This is a genomic window from Pseudaeromonas sharmana (assembly GCF_042649925.1).
GTDB classification, from domain to species: Bacteria; Pseudomonadota; Gammaproteobacteria; order Enterobacterales; family Aeromonadaceae; genus Pseudaeromonas; species Pseudaeromonas sharmana.
Genome location: NZ_JBHSAF010000006.1, coordinates 65,327 through 81,726, shown reverse-complemented (window position 1 = coordinate 81,726; position 16,400 = coordinate 65,327). Strand labels below are relative to the sequence as shown.

14 protein-coding genes and 4 tRNA genes are annotated in these 16,400 nt (G+C 52.0%); 14 read left to right on the top strand and 4 right to left on the bottom strand.

From position 1 onward, the window contains the following. Positions 1–70: 70 nt before the first annotated feature. The 10 genes from ACFOSS_RS06830 to ACFOSS_RS06785 all read left to right on the top strand — a co-directional run bounded on the left by ACFOSS_RS06830 (position 71) and on the right by ACFOSS_RS06785 (position 7,759). Entirely contained in the window at positions 71–586 is a 516-nt protein-coding gene (locus ACFOSS_RS06830; protein ID WP_377151431.1) for a regulatory protein RecX, read from the top strand. 111 nt (positions 587–697) lie between these two features. Further along, positions 698–3,322, top strand: coding sequence for an alanine--tRNA ligase (alaS, locus tag ACFOSS_RS06825; protein ID WP_377151430.1), 2,625 nt, complete (start codon positions 698–700; stop codon positions 3,320–3,322). 291 nt (positions 3,323–3,613) lie between these two features. Then, complete coding sequence (csrA, locus tag ACFOSS_RS06820; RefSeq protein ID WP_377151429.1) at positions 3,614–3,811, top strand: carbon storage regulator CsrA; 198 nt, start codon at positions 3,614–3,616, stop codon at positions 3,809–3,811. Positions 3,812–3,975: 164 nt separating this feature from the next. After that, a tRNA-Ser gene (locus ACFOSS_RS06815) sits at positions 3,976–4,068 on the top strand. A gap of 16 nt (positions 4,069–4,084) precedes the next feature. Further along, positions 4,085–4,161, top strand: a tRNA-Arg gene (locus tag ACFOSS_RS06810). A 26-nt stretch (positions 4,162–4,187) separates the two neighbouring features. Next, positions 4,188–4,264: transfer RNA gene (locus ACFOSS_RS06805), tRNA-Arg, on the top strand. 26 nt (positions 4,265–4,290) lie between these two features. Beyond that, positions 4,291–4,367, top strand: a tRNA-Arg gene (locus tag ACFOSS_RS06800). A 189-nt stretch (positions 4,368–4,556) separates the two neighbouring features. Then, positions 4,557–4,787, top strand: a complete 231-nt coding sequence (locus ACFOSS_RS06795) for an OadG family protein (RefSeq protein ID WP_377151617.1) — start codon at positions 4,557–4,559, stop codon at positions 4,785–4,787. Beyond that, entirely contained in the window at positions 4,784–6,613 is a 1,830-nt protein-coding gene (oadA, locus tag ACFOSS_RS06790) for a sodium-extruding oxaloacetate decarboxylase subunit alpha (RefSeq protein WP_377151428.1), read from the top strand. The genes ACFOSS_RS06795 and oadA overlap by 4 nt, the downstream gene beginning before the upstream one ends. A gap of 15 nt (positions 6,614–6,628) precedes the next feature. Beyond that, entirely contained in the window at positions 6,629–7,759 is a 1,131-nt protein-coding gene (locus ACFOSS_RS06785; RefSeq protein ID WP_377151426.1) for a sodium ion-translocating decarboxylase subunit beta, read from the top strand. A 58-nt stretch (positions 7,760–7,817) separates the two neighbouring features. Here ACFOSS_RS06785 and ACFOSS_RS06780 read toward each other — a convergent pair whose 3' ends face one another. Next, entirely contained in the window at positions 7,818–8,687 is an 870-nt protein-coding gene (locus ACFOSS_RS06780; RefSeq protein ID WP_377151425.1) for a Tim44 domain-containing protein, read from the bottom strand. 232 nt (positions 8,688–8,919) lie between these two features. On the opposite strand from ACFOSS_RS06780, the gene dnaB reads away from it, so the two are divergent. The 3 genes from dnaB to ACFOSS_RS06765 are packed head-to-tail and all read left to right on the top strand — an operon-like array spanning position 8,920 to position 11,822. Beyond that, the gene (gene dnaB / locus ACFOSS_RS06775) at positions 8,920–10,317 is read left to right on the top strand and encodes a replicative DNA helicase (RefSeq protein WP_377151424.1); all 1,398 of its coding nucleotides are present in this window, start codon (positions 8,920–8,922) and stop codon (positions 10,315–10,317) included. Between the two features lie 9 nt (positions 10,318–10,326). Next, positions 10,327–11,400, top strand: coding sequence for an alanine racemase (alr, locus tag ACFOSS_RS06770; protein ID WP_377151423.1), 1,074 nt, complete (start codon positions 10,327–10,329; stop codon positions 11,398–11,400). Then, positions 11,400–11,822, top strand: coding sequence for a secondary thiamine-phosphate synthase enzyme YjbQ (locus ACFOSS_RS06765; protein WP_377151421.1), 423 nt, complete (start codon positions 11,400–11,402; stop codon positions 11,820–11,822). Before alr ends, ACFOSS_RS06765 begins: the two co-directional genes overlap by 1 nt. Positions 11,823–11,979: 157 nt before the next feature. Here ACFOSS_RS06765 and ACFOSS_RS06760 read toward each other — a convergent pair whose 3' ends face one another. Further along, positions 11,980–12,216, bottom strand: a complete 237-nt coding sequence (locus tag ACFOSS_RS06760) for a hypothetical protein (protein ID WP_377151420.1) — start codon at positions 12,214–12,216, stop codon at positions 11,980–11,982. 33 nt (positions 12,217–12,249) lie between these two features. Further along, positions 12,250–12,711 carry a chemotaxis protein CheX gene (locus tag ACFOSS_RS06755; protein ID WP_377151418.1) on the bottom strand — a complete coding sequence of 154 codons (462 nt, stop codon included), beginning with the start codon at positions 12,709–12,711 and terminating at the stop codon, positions 12,250–12,252. Positions 12,712–12,941: 230 nt separating this feature from the next. On the opposite strand from ACFOSS_RS06755, the gene dusA reads away from it, so the two are divergent. Then, complete coding sequence (dusA, locus tag ACFOSS_RS06750) at positions 12,942–13,919, top strand: tRNA dihydrouridine(20/20a) synthase DusA (RefSeq protein ID WP_377151416.1); 978 nt, start codon at positions 12,942–12,944, stop codon at positions 13,917–13,919. On the opposite strand, the gene ACFOSS_RS06745 is transcribed toward dusA, so the two are convergent. Next, a complete protein-coding gene (locus ACFOSS_RS06745; protein ID WP_377151415.1) occupies positions 13,895–16,399 on the bottom strand; it encodes an EAL domain-containing protein in 2,505 nt (834 codons plus the stop codon). The two genes, dusA and ACFOSS_RS06745, sit on opposite strands and share 25 nt — an antisense overlap. Position 16,400 lies beyond the last annotated feature (1 nt).

The following is a 16,400-nucleotide window of genomic DNA, read 5'->3' as shown; positions in this document are numbered from 1 at the left end:
GGTAGGCACCGCATCTGCGGCAGAGGGTGGGCCGCTCTTCGAGAGTCAAAAAGGGAATGTGCAGAGAGGCATGTTTGATAGCGTTGAGAGCACAAAGAGCACCTGTCCTCCGGCGCCTGAATCATTAGAGGTTGCAGCCGCGTTGGCGATGGCCGTTCGTTGTCTCTCGCGCCGCGAATATGCAGCGAAGGAGTTATTTTCGAGATTGATTCGTGGTGGGCATAGCGAATCCGATGCTCAAATGGCTATCCAACATTGTCAGCTTCGTGATTGGCAGAATGACGCTCGGATGGCGGCCACGTTCATACGTAGCCATCTGCAGCGAGGGCACGGCCCATTATGGGTAAAACGGGATCTGCAGCAGAGAGGTGTCGACTTGGCACTCGTGGACGAGCTGATGCAATGCCATGCTAAAGAGTGGACCCAGGTTGCCGTGCAACAGATTCGTCGCAAGGGGGGCGCTGTGAACATTGCGAGTCGAAGAGCACCGCGCCAGATGCTGCAGATGTTATGTCGACGCGGTTTTACGCTCTCACAGGCTCGTATTGCATGGGATGTCGTGCAGCGTGAGCAGGATAAAGAATAAACACTAAATGCTTCTTTTCCTGCCGATGGTTTTACTTTACGCGGGATAACTTTTAAATTATGCCGATTAAGCGCCTACCCACATTTAAGAACCAAGCAGGTTTTATCGCCCATGCATATGTCCACATCTGAGATCCGCGCTGCGTTTCTTGAGTATTTTCGCACTGAAGGCCACCAGGTCGTATCGTCGAGCTCGTTGGTCCCACACAATGATCCCACTTTGCTGTTTACCAATGCTGGCATGAATCAGTTCAAGGATGTATTCCTTGGCAGCGATGTGCGCAGCTACAGTCGCGCAGCGACAGCGCAGCGTTGTGTTCGCGCAGGTGGTAAACATAACGACTTGGATAACGTCGGTTACACGGCTCGTCACCATACCTTCTTTGAAATGTTGGGGAACTTCAGCTTTGGTGATTACTTCAAACGTGATGCGATCATCTATGCATGGACATTTTTGACCAAAGTACTGCAGTTGCCAAAGGAAAAGCTGTTGGTGACAGTCTATGCAACAGATGACGAAGCCTACGATATTTGGGCCAAAATTATCGGCGTTTCGACGGATAGAATCGTGCGTATTGGCGATAACAAGGGTGCTCCATATGCTTCAGATAACTTCTGGCAAATGGGTGATACGGGCCCTTGTGGTCCCTGCACAGAAATTTTCTATGACCACGGCGATAAGATATGGGGTGGCCCACCGGGGTCAGCAGAAGAAGATGGCGATCGTTTCATCGAAATTTGGAACGTAGTCTTCATGCAGTTCAATCGTCAAGCAGACGGAACGCTTGAACCCTTGCCTCGTCCCTCTGTCGATACAGGCATGGGATTGGAGCGTATTTCTGCGATCATGCAAGGCGTACATTCCAATTATGAGATTGATATTTTCCAGACGCTGATTCGTCGTGCCGCAGAAGTGGTGGGTATTGCAGATCTGGAAAACAAGTCGCTGCGCGTGATTGCGGATCATATCCGCTCCTGTGCCTTCCTGGTCGCTGACGGTGTCATGCCATCCAACGAAGGTCGTGGTTATGTATTGCGTCGAATCATTCGTCGCGCTGTGCGTCATGGCCGCAAGTTAGGGGCAAAAGACGTGTTTTTCTACCAACTGGTTGGAACTCTGGCCGAGTTGATGGGCGATGCCTGCCCTGAACTGAAGAGCCAGCAACCGGTTATCGAACGCGTGCTGAAGCTGGAAGAAGAACAGTTTGTCCGGACGTTGGATCGCGGGCTTGCCTTGCTCGATGAAGCGCTTGAAGGGTTGGGTGACATGCGGCAAATCCCAGGGGAAGTGGTATTCAAACTTTATGATACCTATGGATTCCCCGCGGACCTGACTGCTGACGTGGTGCGGGATCGTGGCTTTACAATTGATGAGGCGGGCTTTGCTGTCGAGATGGACAAGCAGCGTGAGCGTGCTAAGGGAGCCTCATCGTTTGCGGTTGATTACAACAAGCGGCTGAAAATTGATCAGGAAAGTGAGTTTGTTGGTTATGAGTGCCTGAGTAGCGAGCAAACCATTACGGCTTTATTGCGCGGTGATGAAGAGGTTGACGTCATCCACGAAGGTGATGAAGCGCTGGTCGTGCTTGATAGCACTCCGTTTTATGCTGAGTCTGGTGGACAACTCGGAGACACAGGCCTGTTGCGTTGTGGCGATGCCGTGTTTGCGGTTACCGACACTCTCAAACTCGGACAAGCCATTGTACACAAGGGATATGTCGAGCGTGGTAGCTTGAGCCAGCATGCGATGGTTCACGCCGAGGTTGATATGGCCCGCCGTCAGGCGACAGCGTTGCATCACTCGGCAACACACTTGATGCATGCGGCACTGCGTAAAGTGCTCGGTGAACATGTTAGCCAGAAAGGGTCACAAGTTGGTCCGGAGCGTCTGCGCTTCGACTTCTCCCATTTTGAAGGCATGAGCATGGCCAGTATTCGCCGTGTTGAAGAGTTGGTGAATGCAGAAATTCGAGCCAATCATGCCATTCAGACCCAACTGATGGATCTGGAGCAAGCCAAGCAGAGCGGTGCTATGGCACTGTTCGGCGAGAAATATGACGAGCAGGTGCGCGTCGTGGGAATGGGAGAGTTTTCTACCGAGTTATGTGGTGGAACCCATGCCAGCCGCACTGGTGACATCGGCTTCTTCAAGATCATCGCCGAGAGTGGTGTTGCTGCGGGCATCCGTCGTATTGAGGCCGTCGTTGGCAAGGCGGCTATCGATTATATTCACCAGTTGGGTGAGCAAATTGATGAGACGGCTAATCTTATCAAGGGAGACCAGTTCTCTATTGCAAGCAAGGTGCGGCAGTTTATGGAGCGAACCAAGCTGCTGGAGCGAGAGGTTGAACAGCTCAAAGCCAAATTAGCCGCCCACGCCGGCAGCAATCTGCTGACCCAGGTCGTTCGCGTCAACGGCCAACAAGTGCTGGTAGCCGAGATGGATGGCGTCGATCCGAAGAGCTTGCGTACCACGCTTGATGAACTGAAGAATCGGCTGCAATCAGGCGTATTGCTGCTGGCTACTGTGGCGGATGGCAAAGTGAGCCTTATCGCTGGGGTAACTGCAGATTTAACCGGTAAGGTCAAAGCTGGTGAACTGGTGAATATGGTCGCCCAGCAGGTTGGCGGTAAGGGTGGTGGTCGCCCAGATATGGCGCAAGCTGGCGGAACACTGCCGGATGCGCTCCCTGCCGCTATGGGTCGTGTTATCCCTTGGCTTGAAGAGCGCTTGTGAGTTTATAGGCGGGATTGCTGTAACAAACACCGGCTTAAGCCGGTGTTTTATTTTGCTCTTTTTATAACAATAGACTTGATAGCCGTATGGACCGGCCCCATATTGGTATTAGCGACTTGCGACACTAACGGACTGTGTTTCTGCGTTAGGTGTGTTTGACCTGTCTTATCGACATGCAACGATCGTCTCGCGTTCTAGTTCGTTAAGTGTCAGTTTATGCTTATTTTTTTATATTTTTCGTGGATAATGTTGACACGATATTCTGTTCCATCAGAACCAAGGAGCAAGTGAATGCTGATTTTGACTCGTCGCGTGGGCGAAACCCTGATGATTGGTGACGATGTAACGGTGACCGTTCTGGGTGTTAAAGGCAATCAGGTGCGTATCGGGGTGAATGCGCCCAAAGAGGTATCGGTTCACCGTGAAGAAATCTACATGCGCATCCAGGCCGAGAAGGGTGACGACGAGGATGCCGTCGGTAATTTCTAATTGTGAGAGGGCAGCGGAAGCTGCCTTTTTATTGTGCTCCAGCCATTAAACACCTGTTTTTGCCTGAGTCTTCAACAATCTGCCTATTTGCTGTGCGAACGATTGCAGAGGGGAAAAAAGGGTTTGACTTATTTTCCCCGGACAGTAATATCTGCACCCGCAACGGTGAGGTGGCCGAGAGGCTGAAGGCACTCCCCTGCTAAGGGAGCATGCGGTCAAAAGCCGCATCGAGGGTTCGAATCCCTCCCTCACCGCCATTGCACCTAATTCTGCGCATCCGTAGCTCAGCTGGATAGAGTACTCGGCTACGAACCGAGCGGTCAGAGGTTCGAATCCTCTCGGATGCGCCATCATTCAAACCGTTACCAGTTTTTGCGCATCCGTAGCTCAGCTGGATAGAGTACTCGGCTACGAACCGAGCGGTCAGAGGTTCGAATCCTCTCGGATGCGCCATTATTCAAACCGTTACCAGTTTCTGCGCATCCGTAGCTCAGCTGGATAGAGTACTCGGCTACGAACCGAGCGGTCAGAGGTTCGAATCCTCTCGGATGCGCCATCATTCAAACGGGCTCTTTAGGAGCCCGTTTTCTTTTTGATTTTTACCTGCTTTTCCCTTCGCTCTGTGAGTCATTCCTAATTTTCTGCTGATAGCTTGGTCTAGCTTTATGTCTGTAAGACAAACTGTCTCAGAAGGAGCTGATAATTGCAGGATCCTCTCTCGCAGCTCGCCGACGCGTGCTGGTTGATGATTTTGGGCATGGGGCTTGTCTATGCCATGCTCGGGGTCATGGTGCTAGCAACCAGTTTGATGTCGCGCTTCATTCTCCGCTTCTCTCCGTTGGCGACCTCTCCTTCTGGATTGCCTGATGAGAGACCAGATGCGGCAACCCTTGCTGCTATCACGGCGGCGGTCCATATGTATCGGCAAGAGACTCACTCATCCACGACAGCCGACTCCAAGGAGAGCTCGTCATGACGCACCCCCTGGCCATCACCGAAGTTGTACTACGCGATGCACATCAGTCCTTGCTGGCAACGCGAATGCGCCTCGAGGATATGTTGCCCATTGCTGCCCAGTTGGATCAGGTTGGGTACTGGTCCATTGAGTCCTGGGGCGGGGCAACGTTCGATGCCTGTATCCGTTATTTAGGCGAGGACCCATGGCAACGGCTGCGAGAATTAAAAAAAGTCATGCCAAGAACCCCGCAACAAATGTTGTTACGCGGGCAGAACTTACTTGGCTACCGGCATTATGCCGATGATGTTGTACATCGTTTCGTGGAGCGAGCGCATGCCAATGGCATGGATGTGTTCCGTATATTTGATGCCATGAACGACGTCCGGAATCTGCAATGTGCCGTGCAGGCAACCCTCAGTGTAGGGGCCCATGCTCAAGGAACGCTTTGTTACACCACGAGCCCGGTCCATAAACTTGATGACTGGGTGGACCTGGCCTGTCGGCTGCAAGATCTTGGTTGCCAGTCATTGTGTATCAAGGACATGGCTGGTTTGCTCCGCCCCTATGAAGCTGAAGCATTAATTAAGGCGATCAAGCAAAGGGTCTCTTTGCCATTAGCACTGCATTGTCACGCCACGACAGGATTAAGCCTGCCGACGCATATGAAGGCGATTGATGCCGGCATCGATATTCTGGATACGGCCATCTCAACCATGAGCATGACCTATGGCCACTCACCTACCGAAACCGTGGTGGCGATGGTCGAGGGGGCGCCTCGTGAGACGGGATTGTCGTTATCACAGCTTGAGACCATCGCCGATTATTTTCGTCAAGTCCGCCGTAAATATGCCAGTTTTGAGGGCAGTTTGCGTGGTATCGATTCGCGGATTCTATTGGCTCAGGTTCCTGGGGGCATGCTGACGAATCTGGAGAGTCAGCTGAAGGAGCAATCGGCATTGTCGCGTCTGAATGACGTGTTGGATGAGATCCCTAAAGTGCGCGCCGATCTGGGGTATATCCCCTTGGTCACTCCCACATCACAGATCGTCGGTACCCAGGCTGTACTCAATGTGCTGGCAGGGGAGCGATACAAAACGATTGCTCGCGAAACCGCGGCCATTCTGCGTGGCGAGTATGGTGCGACCCCTGCCCAAGTTGATCTGGCGTTACAAGCTCGCGTACTGGATGGTGCGGTACCAATAAGCTGTCGCCCTGCCGACTTGCTCGTCCCTGAATGGGAGCATTTGGTCACTGAACTGGATAAGCAAGCGAAGCTGGCGGGAATCGAGCTGAGCTCGCTCAGCGATGAAGATCGCCTGACCTATGCATTGTTTCCGCAGGTTGGACTCAAGTTCCTTGCTCACCGACATGAGCCCAGTTATTTCGAGGAACCTCCCTCATCGCCCGAAGCCAGTGTCAATGCCGCGCCATTGCCTGCTGCACCGTCTGTCGCCACAACTCAGCTCGCTTCAGTAGCATATGATGTATGTGTCGATGGGCGTCTGTTCCATGTTCAGGTGGGCCCGCAAGGGACCTTGGTTGCAACCGCGGCAGCATCTAATCACCCGCCTGGGGCGTCGGAGAGCACACCAACACCCGCGCTGGCGCCAATAGGTGGTCATCCTCAGCAAGCGCTGGTTGCGCCGCTAGCGGGTTCGATCGTGCGTGTCATTGCAGCTGAAGGTAGCCATTTCAAGTCTGGTGATGTTTTGCTGGTTCTGGAAGCGATGAAGATGGAGGCTGAAATTCGCGCTCCTGCAGAGGGTGTTGTGCATTCACTCCTGCATAAACCGGGTGACATGGTGATGGCTGGGCAACCGCTGCTGTGGTGGCAGGAAACCTGATAAGGAAAAGGCACTATGCAGGGATTAATGACCTTGTGGCTGGATACCGGGTTGGCGGCATTTTCCTGGCAACAACTCCTGATGATGGCGGTCGGGGGCTTGTTGCTCTATCTGGCTATAGTTCGGGGCTTTGAACCGTTATTACTGTTACCGATCGGCTTTGGTGCCGTATTGTCCAATATCCCGAATGGTGGGTTCAACGAACCCGGCGGGCTGCTTGACTACATTTATCAAGTAGGCATTGGTTCGGGAGTCTTCCCGTTGCTGATATTTCTCGGTGTCGGTGCCTTGACCGACTTCGGAGCGCTGATTGCTAACCCGAAGACACTGTTGCTGGGGGCGGCTGCGCAGTTCGGCATTTTTGGCACCTTGATGGGTGCTGTGCTGCTGAATTATTTACCGGGTTTCGATTTTACGCTCAAGGAAGCGGCTTCCATCGCGATCATTGGTGGGGCTGACGGTCCGACTGCGATTTTTCTGACCACCAGGTTGGCTCCTGATCTGCTTGGCGCCATCGCTGTTGCGGCTTATTCATATATGGCATTGGTCCCTCTGATTCAGCCACCCATTATGCGCGCCCTGACGACACGGGAAGAGCGAGCCATTCGCATGAAGCAACTTCGCACTGTCAGTCGGCAGGAGCGGATTTTATTTCCGCTGTTGGTCCTGATGCTGTGTGTCATCTTTTTGCCGGCGGCATCACCGCTGATAGGTATGTTCTGTTTCGGTAATCTGTTGCGGGAGTCGGGTGTGGTTGAGCGATTATCCAGTACGGCACAGAACGAACTGATTAACCTCGTCACCATCTTCCTGGGGCTCGGGGTGGGTTCAAAACTCTCTGCGGATAAGTTTCTCAATTTGCAGACGCTGGGCATATTGGTTCTGGGTGCAATTGCCTTTGCGATGGGGACAGCCGCCGGTGTCTTGATGGCCAAGTTGATGAACCGTATATGTCGCGAGCCGATTAACCCGCTGATTGGTGCTGCCGGTGTCTCGGCTGTGCCGATGGCGGCCCGTGTGGCCAACAAGGTGGGGCAGGAGGCTGATACACAGAATTTTTTGTTAATGCATGCCATGGGGCCAAATGTCGCCGGCGTCTTGGGTTCCGCAGTTGCCGCCGGAGTACTCTTGGCATTGCTTAAATAATGAAAATGAAAACGAAAAAAAGGAGAGGTGACCTCTCCTTTTTACATCTGTTCATCGATTATTGCTGAATTCCGACAATGAACCAGGGGGCATTGCTCTGTGTCAGGTTGCGCTCAAGGTGCCATACCTCGTCGATCTGCTCTTCAACATTTTCGACCGTATCGCGATAGCGCCCTTGGAAGCGAATGCTGATTTGAGCGGTACGACCATCCTGATCGGCTCGAACCATCTCGGCATCCACAAACATCACTTCAGTATGTTGTTCACCTGGATATTGTTTGCGCTCTGCAACCAGTTCGTTATAGAGCTCAGGGGAGACATATTCCTGAATCTTGGCCAAATCGTTCTGGTTCCATGCCTCTTGCAGGGTGCGGAAGTGATCTCGCGCACCGTTGAGGAACGGCTGCAATTCAAATCCGAGAGGCAGATTGAAAGGTACATCCTGCACAGTTGCGAATCCTGAGGCTGCGTTGTTTGGGCTGCTCGATGCGGATTCGAACGCTTGATAGCTACTGGGTGAAACTCCGGAGGCCGCGGCTGGAGTCTGGTGTCCCATGGCTGAGGCGCGTTGCTGCATAAAGCTGCGGAACAGGCGGAACAGCAGGAAGGCCACACCGGCCATGATGAGCATATCCATGATCTGGAGCCCTTCGAACGCGCCACTGCCAAACATCCACGCGAGCAGACCGCCAGCAAGCAGACCACCTAGCAAGCCACCCATCATCCCTTTTTTCGCACCCGCGGTAGCAGGGGTTGCTGCGGGTTGCTTGTTACCGACGGGCTGTGCCTGTTGCGCCGGCGCCGTACGATAGCTTTTCCCAAAGGAGCGCTTGCCACCAAACTTGGCTGCATCCGCATATGGACTGTGTAAAGCCAGCGTCACACTGACGATGGCGACCCCAAACAGGGTGAAAAATTTGCGTAGCATGATGTTCAGCTTCCTGATGGTTGAACGGATGTCATCATCCTACTTATCTGTAGAAGGGCGTCAATTCTGTTTGCTCTATGCTCTCTGTTCGGTTTTTGCGAGCAATTGGCTGCATTAATGCTCGATAAATATCGGATATTTTGCCCTGAGCCAGGCTGTGCGCCACAACACTTTTACCTGTGCGGAAAAAGGCAGATAATGTCGTCCCCCTCTGATGTTGGTACTGGAACCCATGGCGCAACCGTCTGTGCAAAAAAAGACCGATTCCCGCTTGGAACAATTGAAAATGCCTCCTCACTCCTTCGAGGCTGAGCAATCCGTGCTGGGCGGACTGATGCTGGACAACGAAGCGTGGGATCGGGTTGCTGAACGTGTGGTGGCGCATGATTTCTACAGTCGGCCACACAGGATCATCTTTGCTGCCATGAGCCGTTTGGCGGAGCAGGGGTTGCCGGTTGATTTGATTACCTTGCAAGAGGAATTAGAACGACATGAGCAGCTCGACGAGGTGGGTGGGTTTGCTTATCTGGTCGAGGTGGCGAAGAACACCCCCAGCGCGGCCAATATCAGTGCCTATGCCGAGATAGTGCGTGAACGGGCGGTCGTGCGCGAGATGATTTCGGTGGCAAACGAGATTGCCGAATCTGGCTATGATCCGCAGGGCCGCAATGCCGGCGACTTGCTGGATGAGGCAGAAAGCAAGGTTTTCAAGATTGCAGAATCTCGCAGCAGCTCGAGTGATGGCCCTCAACCACTGAAAGCGGTATTGGAAAAAACCGTAGATAAAATCGAAGAGCTGTTTCGCAAACCGCACAACGGTGTCACAGGGGTTTCATCCGGTTATGCCGATCTTGACAAGATGACCTCAGGCTTCCAGCCATCGGATCTCATCATTGTTGCAGCACGTCCTTCGATGGGTAAGACGACGTTTGCGATGAACCTGGTTGAACACGCAGCGCTAACGCAGGACAAGCCGGCCGTTATCTTCTCGCTGGAAATGCCTTCGGAACAGATCATTATGCGTATGCTGGCGTCACTGGGGCGTATTGAACAGACGCGTGTCAGAACGGGTCAGCTGGATGACGATGACTGGGGGCGCCTGTCCGCCACCATGGGCATGCTACTGGACAAAGGCAAGATGTACATCGACGATGCCTCTGGGCTGACACCAACCGATCTCCGTTCCCGTACGCGCCGGATTGCCCGGGAGCATGGTGGCGTGAGCCTGGTAATGGTCGATTATCTGCAATTGATGCGCGTCCCGTCCCTCAGTGACAACCGGACACTGGAAATTGCTGAGATATCCCGTTCGTTGAAGGCGCTGGCGAAGGAGCTTAACGCGCCGGTGATTGCGCTGTCCCAGTTGAACCGGAGTCTGGAGCAACGTGCAGACAAACGACCGGTCAACTCTGACCTTCGTGAGTCAGGCTCTATCGAGCAGGACGCCGATCTCATCATGTTCATCTACCGGGATGAGGTTTACCACGACGATAGCCCTGATAAAGGTGTCGCCGAGATCATTATTGGCAAGCAGCGTAACGGCCCGATTGGGCGCGTACGCCTTACCTTCCAAGGACAATACTCCCGGTTCGACAACTACGCCGGTCCGGCCTATGACGATGATTATTAAGGACATGCCATGCAAGCAGTAACGGCAGAAATCAATACAGGGGCCCTGCAGCACAATTTTGAAATCGTCCGCCAACACGCACCGCGCGCGAAAATTGTCGCCGTGGTGAAAGCCAATGCTTACGGACATGATCTGCTGACCGTCGCGAGAACTCTCAAGGATGCCGATGCGTATGCGGTGGCGCGCATAGAGGAGGCGTTGGCGTTGCGAAGCGGCGGCATCGTCAAACCCGTCATCATGCTTGAGGGTTTTTTCAGTGCCGATGACCTGCCTGTGCTGGCCGCCAATAATCTGCAGACGGCGGTACACTCCTGGGAGCAACTTGAGGCACTGGAGCGAGCCGAACTGAGTCAACCATTATATGCCTGGATGAAGCTGGACACCGGCATGCATCGCCTGGGCGTTCGCCCCGAGGAAGTCACCGATTTTTATCGTCGGTTGTCGGCATGTAAAAATGTTGTTCAGCCCTTTAATTTGATGACCCACTTCAGCTGTGCAGATGAACTGGATAATCCTCTGACCCGCGAGCAGATAGATCTGTTCACTCAATTGGCCAATGGTCATCCCGGGGAGCGTGCCTTAGCCAATTCCGCTGCTGTACTGGCATGGCAGGATGCACATGCCGACTGGATCCGACCGGGCATCATGCTCTATGGGATTTCGCCTTTTCCGGAGCATGTCGGCGCCGATCACGGTCTTCAGCCGGTGATGACGCTCAAGAGTAATCTGATTGCAGTACGCACCGCGAAGGCGGGAGAGCGCGTTGGTTATGGCGCCAACTGGGTGACGGAGCGGGATACACGCCTGGGTGTCGTGGCGATGGGATATGGCGATGGCTATCCGCGGATGGCCCCCAACGGCACGCCGGTGCTGATTAATGGACGCATTGTGCCGACGGCTGGTCGCGTCTCAATGGACATGATGACGGTCGATTTGGGGCCAGATGCGAACGATAAGGTGGGCGATGACGTCGTGCTCTGGGGGGATGGGTTGCCTGTCGAGTTGGTGGCCCAGCATGTGGGAACCATCCCGTATGAACTGGTTCTGAAGCTGACGCCTCGCGTCAGACTGACATTTCGCTGATGTGGTTGCAGCGAGAGATCGTCTTGAAGCCGCGACAACGTGGCTTCCATCTGATCACAACCGAAATTATCGAGGCTGTTCCAGAACTGGGCCGCTGTCAGATTGGGCTGCTGCACCTGTTGTTACAGCACACTTCGGCCTCGCTGACACTGAATGAAAATTGTGATCCGCAAGTCAGACGAGACTTGGCGCACTTTATGAGCCGGCTGGTGCCTGATCACGACAACGGATTTGCTCATCGGGATGAAGGCCTGGATGACATGCCGGCCCATGTCTGTGCCTCATTGCTTGGTACTAGTTTATCGTTGCCGATCTGTCGCGGTGGCTTGGCCTTGGGCACCTGGCAGGGAATCTATTTGGGGGAGCACAGACTGTCCGCGTCAGGCCGTCGAATAATTGCTACCTTGCACGCGGCAGACTAGATAAATAACGGCTAAGCAGGCAGCATCGACAAGGCATTACACGCGGCCCAGCTGCGATTTAATACATCGGGGCTTCGCTGCGACATCGCCAGCAGACAAGGGCGGCGTGGTGCTGCCCTTTCTTGATGGCAAGTGATCGGCTGTTCAGAACAGTTGGTTAGAGGGTTTCCCCATCCTCATATTCTGACTCGACTTTATCGCGCCAGTTTGGGTCCAGAGACAGGGTGCCAGGGGTCCAGAAGAGGTAGAACCAAGGATCATCTTGCTGCCACTGCGGAAAGATAATTTCGACACTGTTGTCGTCTTTTTTGTAGATCGAGGTCTGAATATTGAGTTTGGAGACCACCAAAGCGGCGATCAGTACAACCAGACCCCAGCGAAACAATTTTCCCACGTCTGTTACATCCCTGTAGCGAAGAGTTAGCGCCTACTCAAAACAAATCTCTATGGTTGCCCGACCATATTCACTTTCAAACGGCATCAGTAGCTTGGTGCTGTCGGTCTTGTGTGAAATCGTATGATTTGGTCCAGAGACGACAACCGGTGTGGCCATGTCAAAGTCATAGCCTTTTTCGGCCAGCATGCGTTTGGCTCCGCCGGTCACCATGTTGGTTATTTCACCCACCATGTCTGTGACCTCCTCATTGATCGACGCGGGTGCTTCGCCGAGCATACGGCGCATCACTTCCAGAGCCAGCCCCTTATCAAAGGTAATAGAGAAGGAACCACGAGTCTGCGGGCCAACCATACCGATAAGACCGGAGACATCGCCGCGAGCCAATTCATCATTCTTCTTGCGGGGCGCGCCAGCCTTCAGTTCAAGCTGAGCCATAGTGCTCATGACATGCAGCAGGGAAACAAGAAAAGGATTCACGAATTCAGCACGCATTTTTATCCTCGATTATGAACCGGTACACAGTGAAAACCGCGGAGGCTGGTCATCGTCTGCGTGACGGCATCGCTACAGCATATTCTTTTAGGAAGCTTAACATATAGTATCTTAGCAAAGCGTGACAATATTCATTCTCCGTTTACCCCGGGAGTGCGGTTGAAACTTTCAGATCGCGATCAATAACGTTAAAATCCGCGCCCCAGCTCCCCTATCGTGCCGAGGTTTTGATGTCTGTACCTGCCATGCGCTTTTCTGTCGCGCCTATGCTCGACTGGACTGACCGACACTGTCGCTTTTTCTTGCGGCAAATCAGTCGTCATGCGCTGCTGTATACCGAAATGGTGACGACCGGAGCGATTTTACATGGCCGTGGCGATTATCTGGCCTATTCATCGGAAGAGCATCCGTTGGCATTGCAACTGGGGGGGAGTGATCCACAGGATCTGGCGCGCTGTGCGCGGATCGCGGCCGAGCGCGGCTATGATGAGATCAATCTGAATGTGGGCTGTCCGTCAGACCGGGTACAGAATGGCCGCTTTGGCGCCTGTTTGATGGCCGCTCCAGATCTGGTTGCTCGCTGCGTAGCGGCGATGCGGGCGGAGGCCAACATACCGGTCACGGTGAAAACTCGAATTGGGATCGATCATCAGGACTCTTACGAGTTTCTGCAGTCCTTCATCGAGCAGGTCAGTGCTGCTGGTTGTTCCAGCTTTATCGTTCATGCGCGCAAAGCGTGGCTGAGCGGCCTGAGCCCCAAGGAAAACCGTGATATTCCGCCGTTGGATTATCCGAGAGTCTATCGATTGAAGCAGGATTATCCCCAGCTGACGATCGCCATCAATGGTGGCATTTCGTCCATCGATGCCGTACTGCAACATCTAGAGCATGTTGATGGTGTCATGGTCGGCCGGGAGGCATATCAGAATCCCTATCTGTTGGCGGACATTGATCGCCTGGTGTACGGCGATAACGCACCGGTACCCAGTCGTCATCAGGTCGTGCGTCAGATGTTACCCTATATTGATGAGCAGCTACGCCAGGGCAATCAACTGGCTCATGTCACGCGACATATGCTGGGGCTATTTCAGGGGCTGCCAGGTGCCAGAGCGTGGCGTCGTCACCTGAGCGAGCAGGCCTGCCGCCGCGGTGCGGATACCGAAACCGTGCTGGCTGCGATGGCTCATGTTCCTGAAGTAGGGCGATAATCCGCGCTGGTGACGATATGTTGACCCGAGCTGCGCGGCAGTGCAGCTAGGTTGGTATCGCTGAATTCGGATTGCCAGGGAGTGGGATCTGGCGTACCGCATAGCAAGTTCATGAGGGCGTCTTCGGTGATGGGACGCGACAGCAGATACCCCTGCGCCTGGTCACACCCCTTGGCCATCAGATGGTGCAGTTGCTCTTTGGTTTCGACACCTTCGGCAATGACCCGCAGACCGAACGCTTCTGCCAGCTGTAGAATGGAGTCAACCAGTTTGGGATTGTCTTCCAGTTGTGCGGTATAAGTTCGATCGATTTTCAACATATCCAGTGGCAGAGCTACTAGATGATTGAGCGATGTATAACCGGTTCCGAAATCATCCAGCGCGATTTCGACCCCCACCTTTTTTAAGGTAATCACCATGTCTCTGGCGACATCATCAAGCTCAACCAGTGCGGTCTCTGTGATTTCGATACCAAAATACGTCGGATCGAGATGATATTTATCCAACAGTTTTGCGACCTGCTGTGGGTAATGTGGGTTGGATAACTCAGTGGCGGATGCATTGACAGCAAGGTGAAAGCGATCGAAGCCTGATGCTTGTAATTTTGCCTGGCAACGACAAGCTTGCTCCAGCACCCATAAATCGATATCCAGTATTTGCGCAGAGTGCTCTGCAATCGGAATAAAACGATCAGGTGGAATAGAACCATATTCAGGGTGATGCCAGCGTAATAATACTTCTGCACCTATGGCTAATTGTTTTTTTAGTGAGTACTGGGGTTGAAAAACAACACGAAGCTGCTGCTGTGCTATGGCTGAACCTAATTCTGATTCTAACCATTTGTCTTCGCGTAAGCGTGCAGCAATAACCCCATCCAACAGATACCAGTAATTTCCACTGTAACGGCTCGCTTGATGTCGGGCCTGGTTTGCAGACTGTAATAGGTCTTCGACACGGCTTCCTGCTTCAGGATAGCTCACGATGCCTGCACTAAATTTAAGTCTTAATTCGTAATCACCAACTAAGACAGGCCTTTTTAGCCTTCTGGCGAGTTGCTCACAAAGCTGAGGTGCAGAGACCGGATTGAATTTATCATGTGACGGTAAGACAAAGCAAAATTCATCAGAGCCGATTCTTGCCAGTGTGCAAAGCGAGTTTTTATCATGATGTGCTTTTTTTATAAGATCGGAAAGTATCTTTGATATTGCTTGTAATGCTTTATCGCCAATTTTTGAACCGAATGTATTGTTGATGCCGCTGAGATTGTGGAGTTTTAATTGTGTGATAAAAAACGAACCGTTTTCTTGTTTGGCTGTAAATACCTTTTTTTGCAGGAAATTAATAAATGCACTCCGGTTGTACAGGCCAGTAAGAGGGTCAATATAAATGGAATGCTCCAGCTCTGTCTGCGATGCTTCCAGGCGTGACACCATGATGGCGAACTGATTACGCAATTCTGATATCTCATTGTGTGGTGCCACTAATGGAATATGGTGAATTTTTTGATCAGTAACCTGGTGTATTAACTTACTTAAATCGTTTATCGGGGAGGCGATCAACCGGTTAGCCAACCAGTTTGTTAATATGGATAACATCAATGCACTGGCAGCAATCAAAACAAGCAATGTAGTTTGAGTATCACTTATCTGGGCTTGTACTATCTGTTCCGGAATCAAGATCAGCATGGAAATCTTAGGCGTCACCAAATAGTCTGATATTTGATATTGCAGACCGTCAAGGCGTAGCTTATCGGTACCGAGCAGTTTTTTCAGGTCTAATGGTGAGTATCTTGGCTCAATCGATGTCTGATCTTCATTTTGATATAAGACTATTTTGTAATTCAGTTGTTCTTCTTGTTGTTTGATAAACTCACTTAGTGACTTGAGTGTAGATGTGATAATTAAAGAATATTTTTCCTGTTTGGTTGTATCAGATATTAATAATTCTGGGTTGTGGTGTTGGAAGGTTATTCCCTGCTTGTAAACGTATTGGTTTGTCTCCGTTGATTTGATGAGCTGGTTATATTCATTTTCTCCTTGAGCTTTCATTTTTTTCAGGAAGGTTTGGTTGCTGTCTGTTCGTTGTGAAAATGGGTTGATGCCATCACCAACCTGAATTTCTTCATAGTCGAGTTGATTAGTGAGAACAATTTGTTGAATATTTTTATTGCTCATCATTGCCTGATGGAATAACAATTGAACCATGGGGGCTATGTACTGGTTTTTTTCTTCATTACTCACCATGCTGAGGTATCTGTTTAATATCTGTGCTTGAGGCAGGAACTCAAGTTGTGCTTTGCCTGCTTCTAACGTGCTTTTGATGTTGGATTGTATGGCTTCTTTTAGCGACTGGTTCTGCAGTTCGATTTTTTCTGATACGAGTTGATGAACGGTGGATAGTGAATAAAAGCCGAACATCAACAAAGGCAGCAATGCGATCGGGAGTAGCATTATTACTAGTTTTGTTGTTATTTTTTTCATT

Excerpts from the sequence above, each read along its gene's own strand:
- ACFOSS_RS06830 (WP_377151431.1), top strand. The coding sequence starts at position 71 with ATGTTTGATAGCGTTGAGAGCACAAAGAGCACCTGTCCTCCGGCGCCT.
- alaS (WP_377151430.1), top strand. The coding sequence starts at position 698 with ATGCATATGTCCACATCTGAGATCCGCGCTGCGTTTCTTGAGTATTTT.
- csrA (WP_377151429.1), top strand. The coding sequence starts at position 3,614 with ATGCTGATTTTGACTCGTCGCGTGGGCGAAACCCTGATGATTGGTGAC.
- ACFOSS_RS06795 (WP_377151617.1), top strand. The coding sequence starts at position 4,557 with ATGATTTTGGGCATGGGGCTTGTCTATGCCATGCTCGGGGTCATGGTG.
- oadA (WP_377151428.1), top strand. The coding sequence starts at position 4,784 with ATGACGCACCCCCTGGCCATCACCGAAGTTGTACTACGCGATGCACAT.
- ACFOSS_RS06785 (WP_377151426.1), top strand. The coding sequence starts at position 6,629 with ATGCAGGGATTAATGACCTTGTGGCTGGATACCGGGTTGGCGGCATTT.
- ACFOSS_RS06780 (WP_377151425.1), bottom strand. The coding sequence starts at position 8,687 with ATGCTACGCAAATTTTTCACCCTGTTTGGGGTCGCCATCGTCAGTGTG.
- dnaB (WP_377151424.1), top strand. The coding sequence starts at position 8,920 with ATGGCGCAACCGTCTGTGCAAAAAAAGACCGATTCCCGCTTGGAACAA.
- alr (WP_377151423.1), top strand. The coding sequence starts at position 10,327 with ATGCAAGCAGTAACGGCAGAAATCAATACAGGGGCCCTGCAGCACAAT.
- ACFOSS_RS06765 (WP_377151421.1), top strand. The coding sequence starts at position 11,400 with ATGTGGTTGCAGCGAGAGATCGTCTTGAAGCCGCGACAACGTGGCTTC.
- ACFOSS_RS06755 (WP_377151418.1), bottom strand. The coding sequence starts at position 12,711 with ATGCGTGCTGAATTCGTGAATCCTTTTCTTGTTTCCCTGCTGCATGTC.
- dusA (WP_377151416.1), top strand. The coding sequence starts at position 12,942 with ATGTCTGTACCTGCCATGCGCTTTTCTGTCGCGCCTATGCTCGACTGG.
- ACFOSS_RS06745 (WP_377151415.1), bottom strand. The coding sequence starts at position 16,399 with ATGAAAAAAATAACAACAAAACTAGTAATAATGCTACTCCCGATCGCA.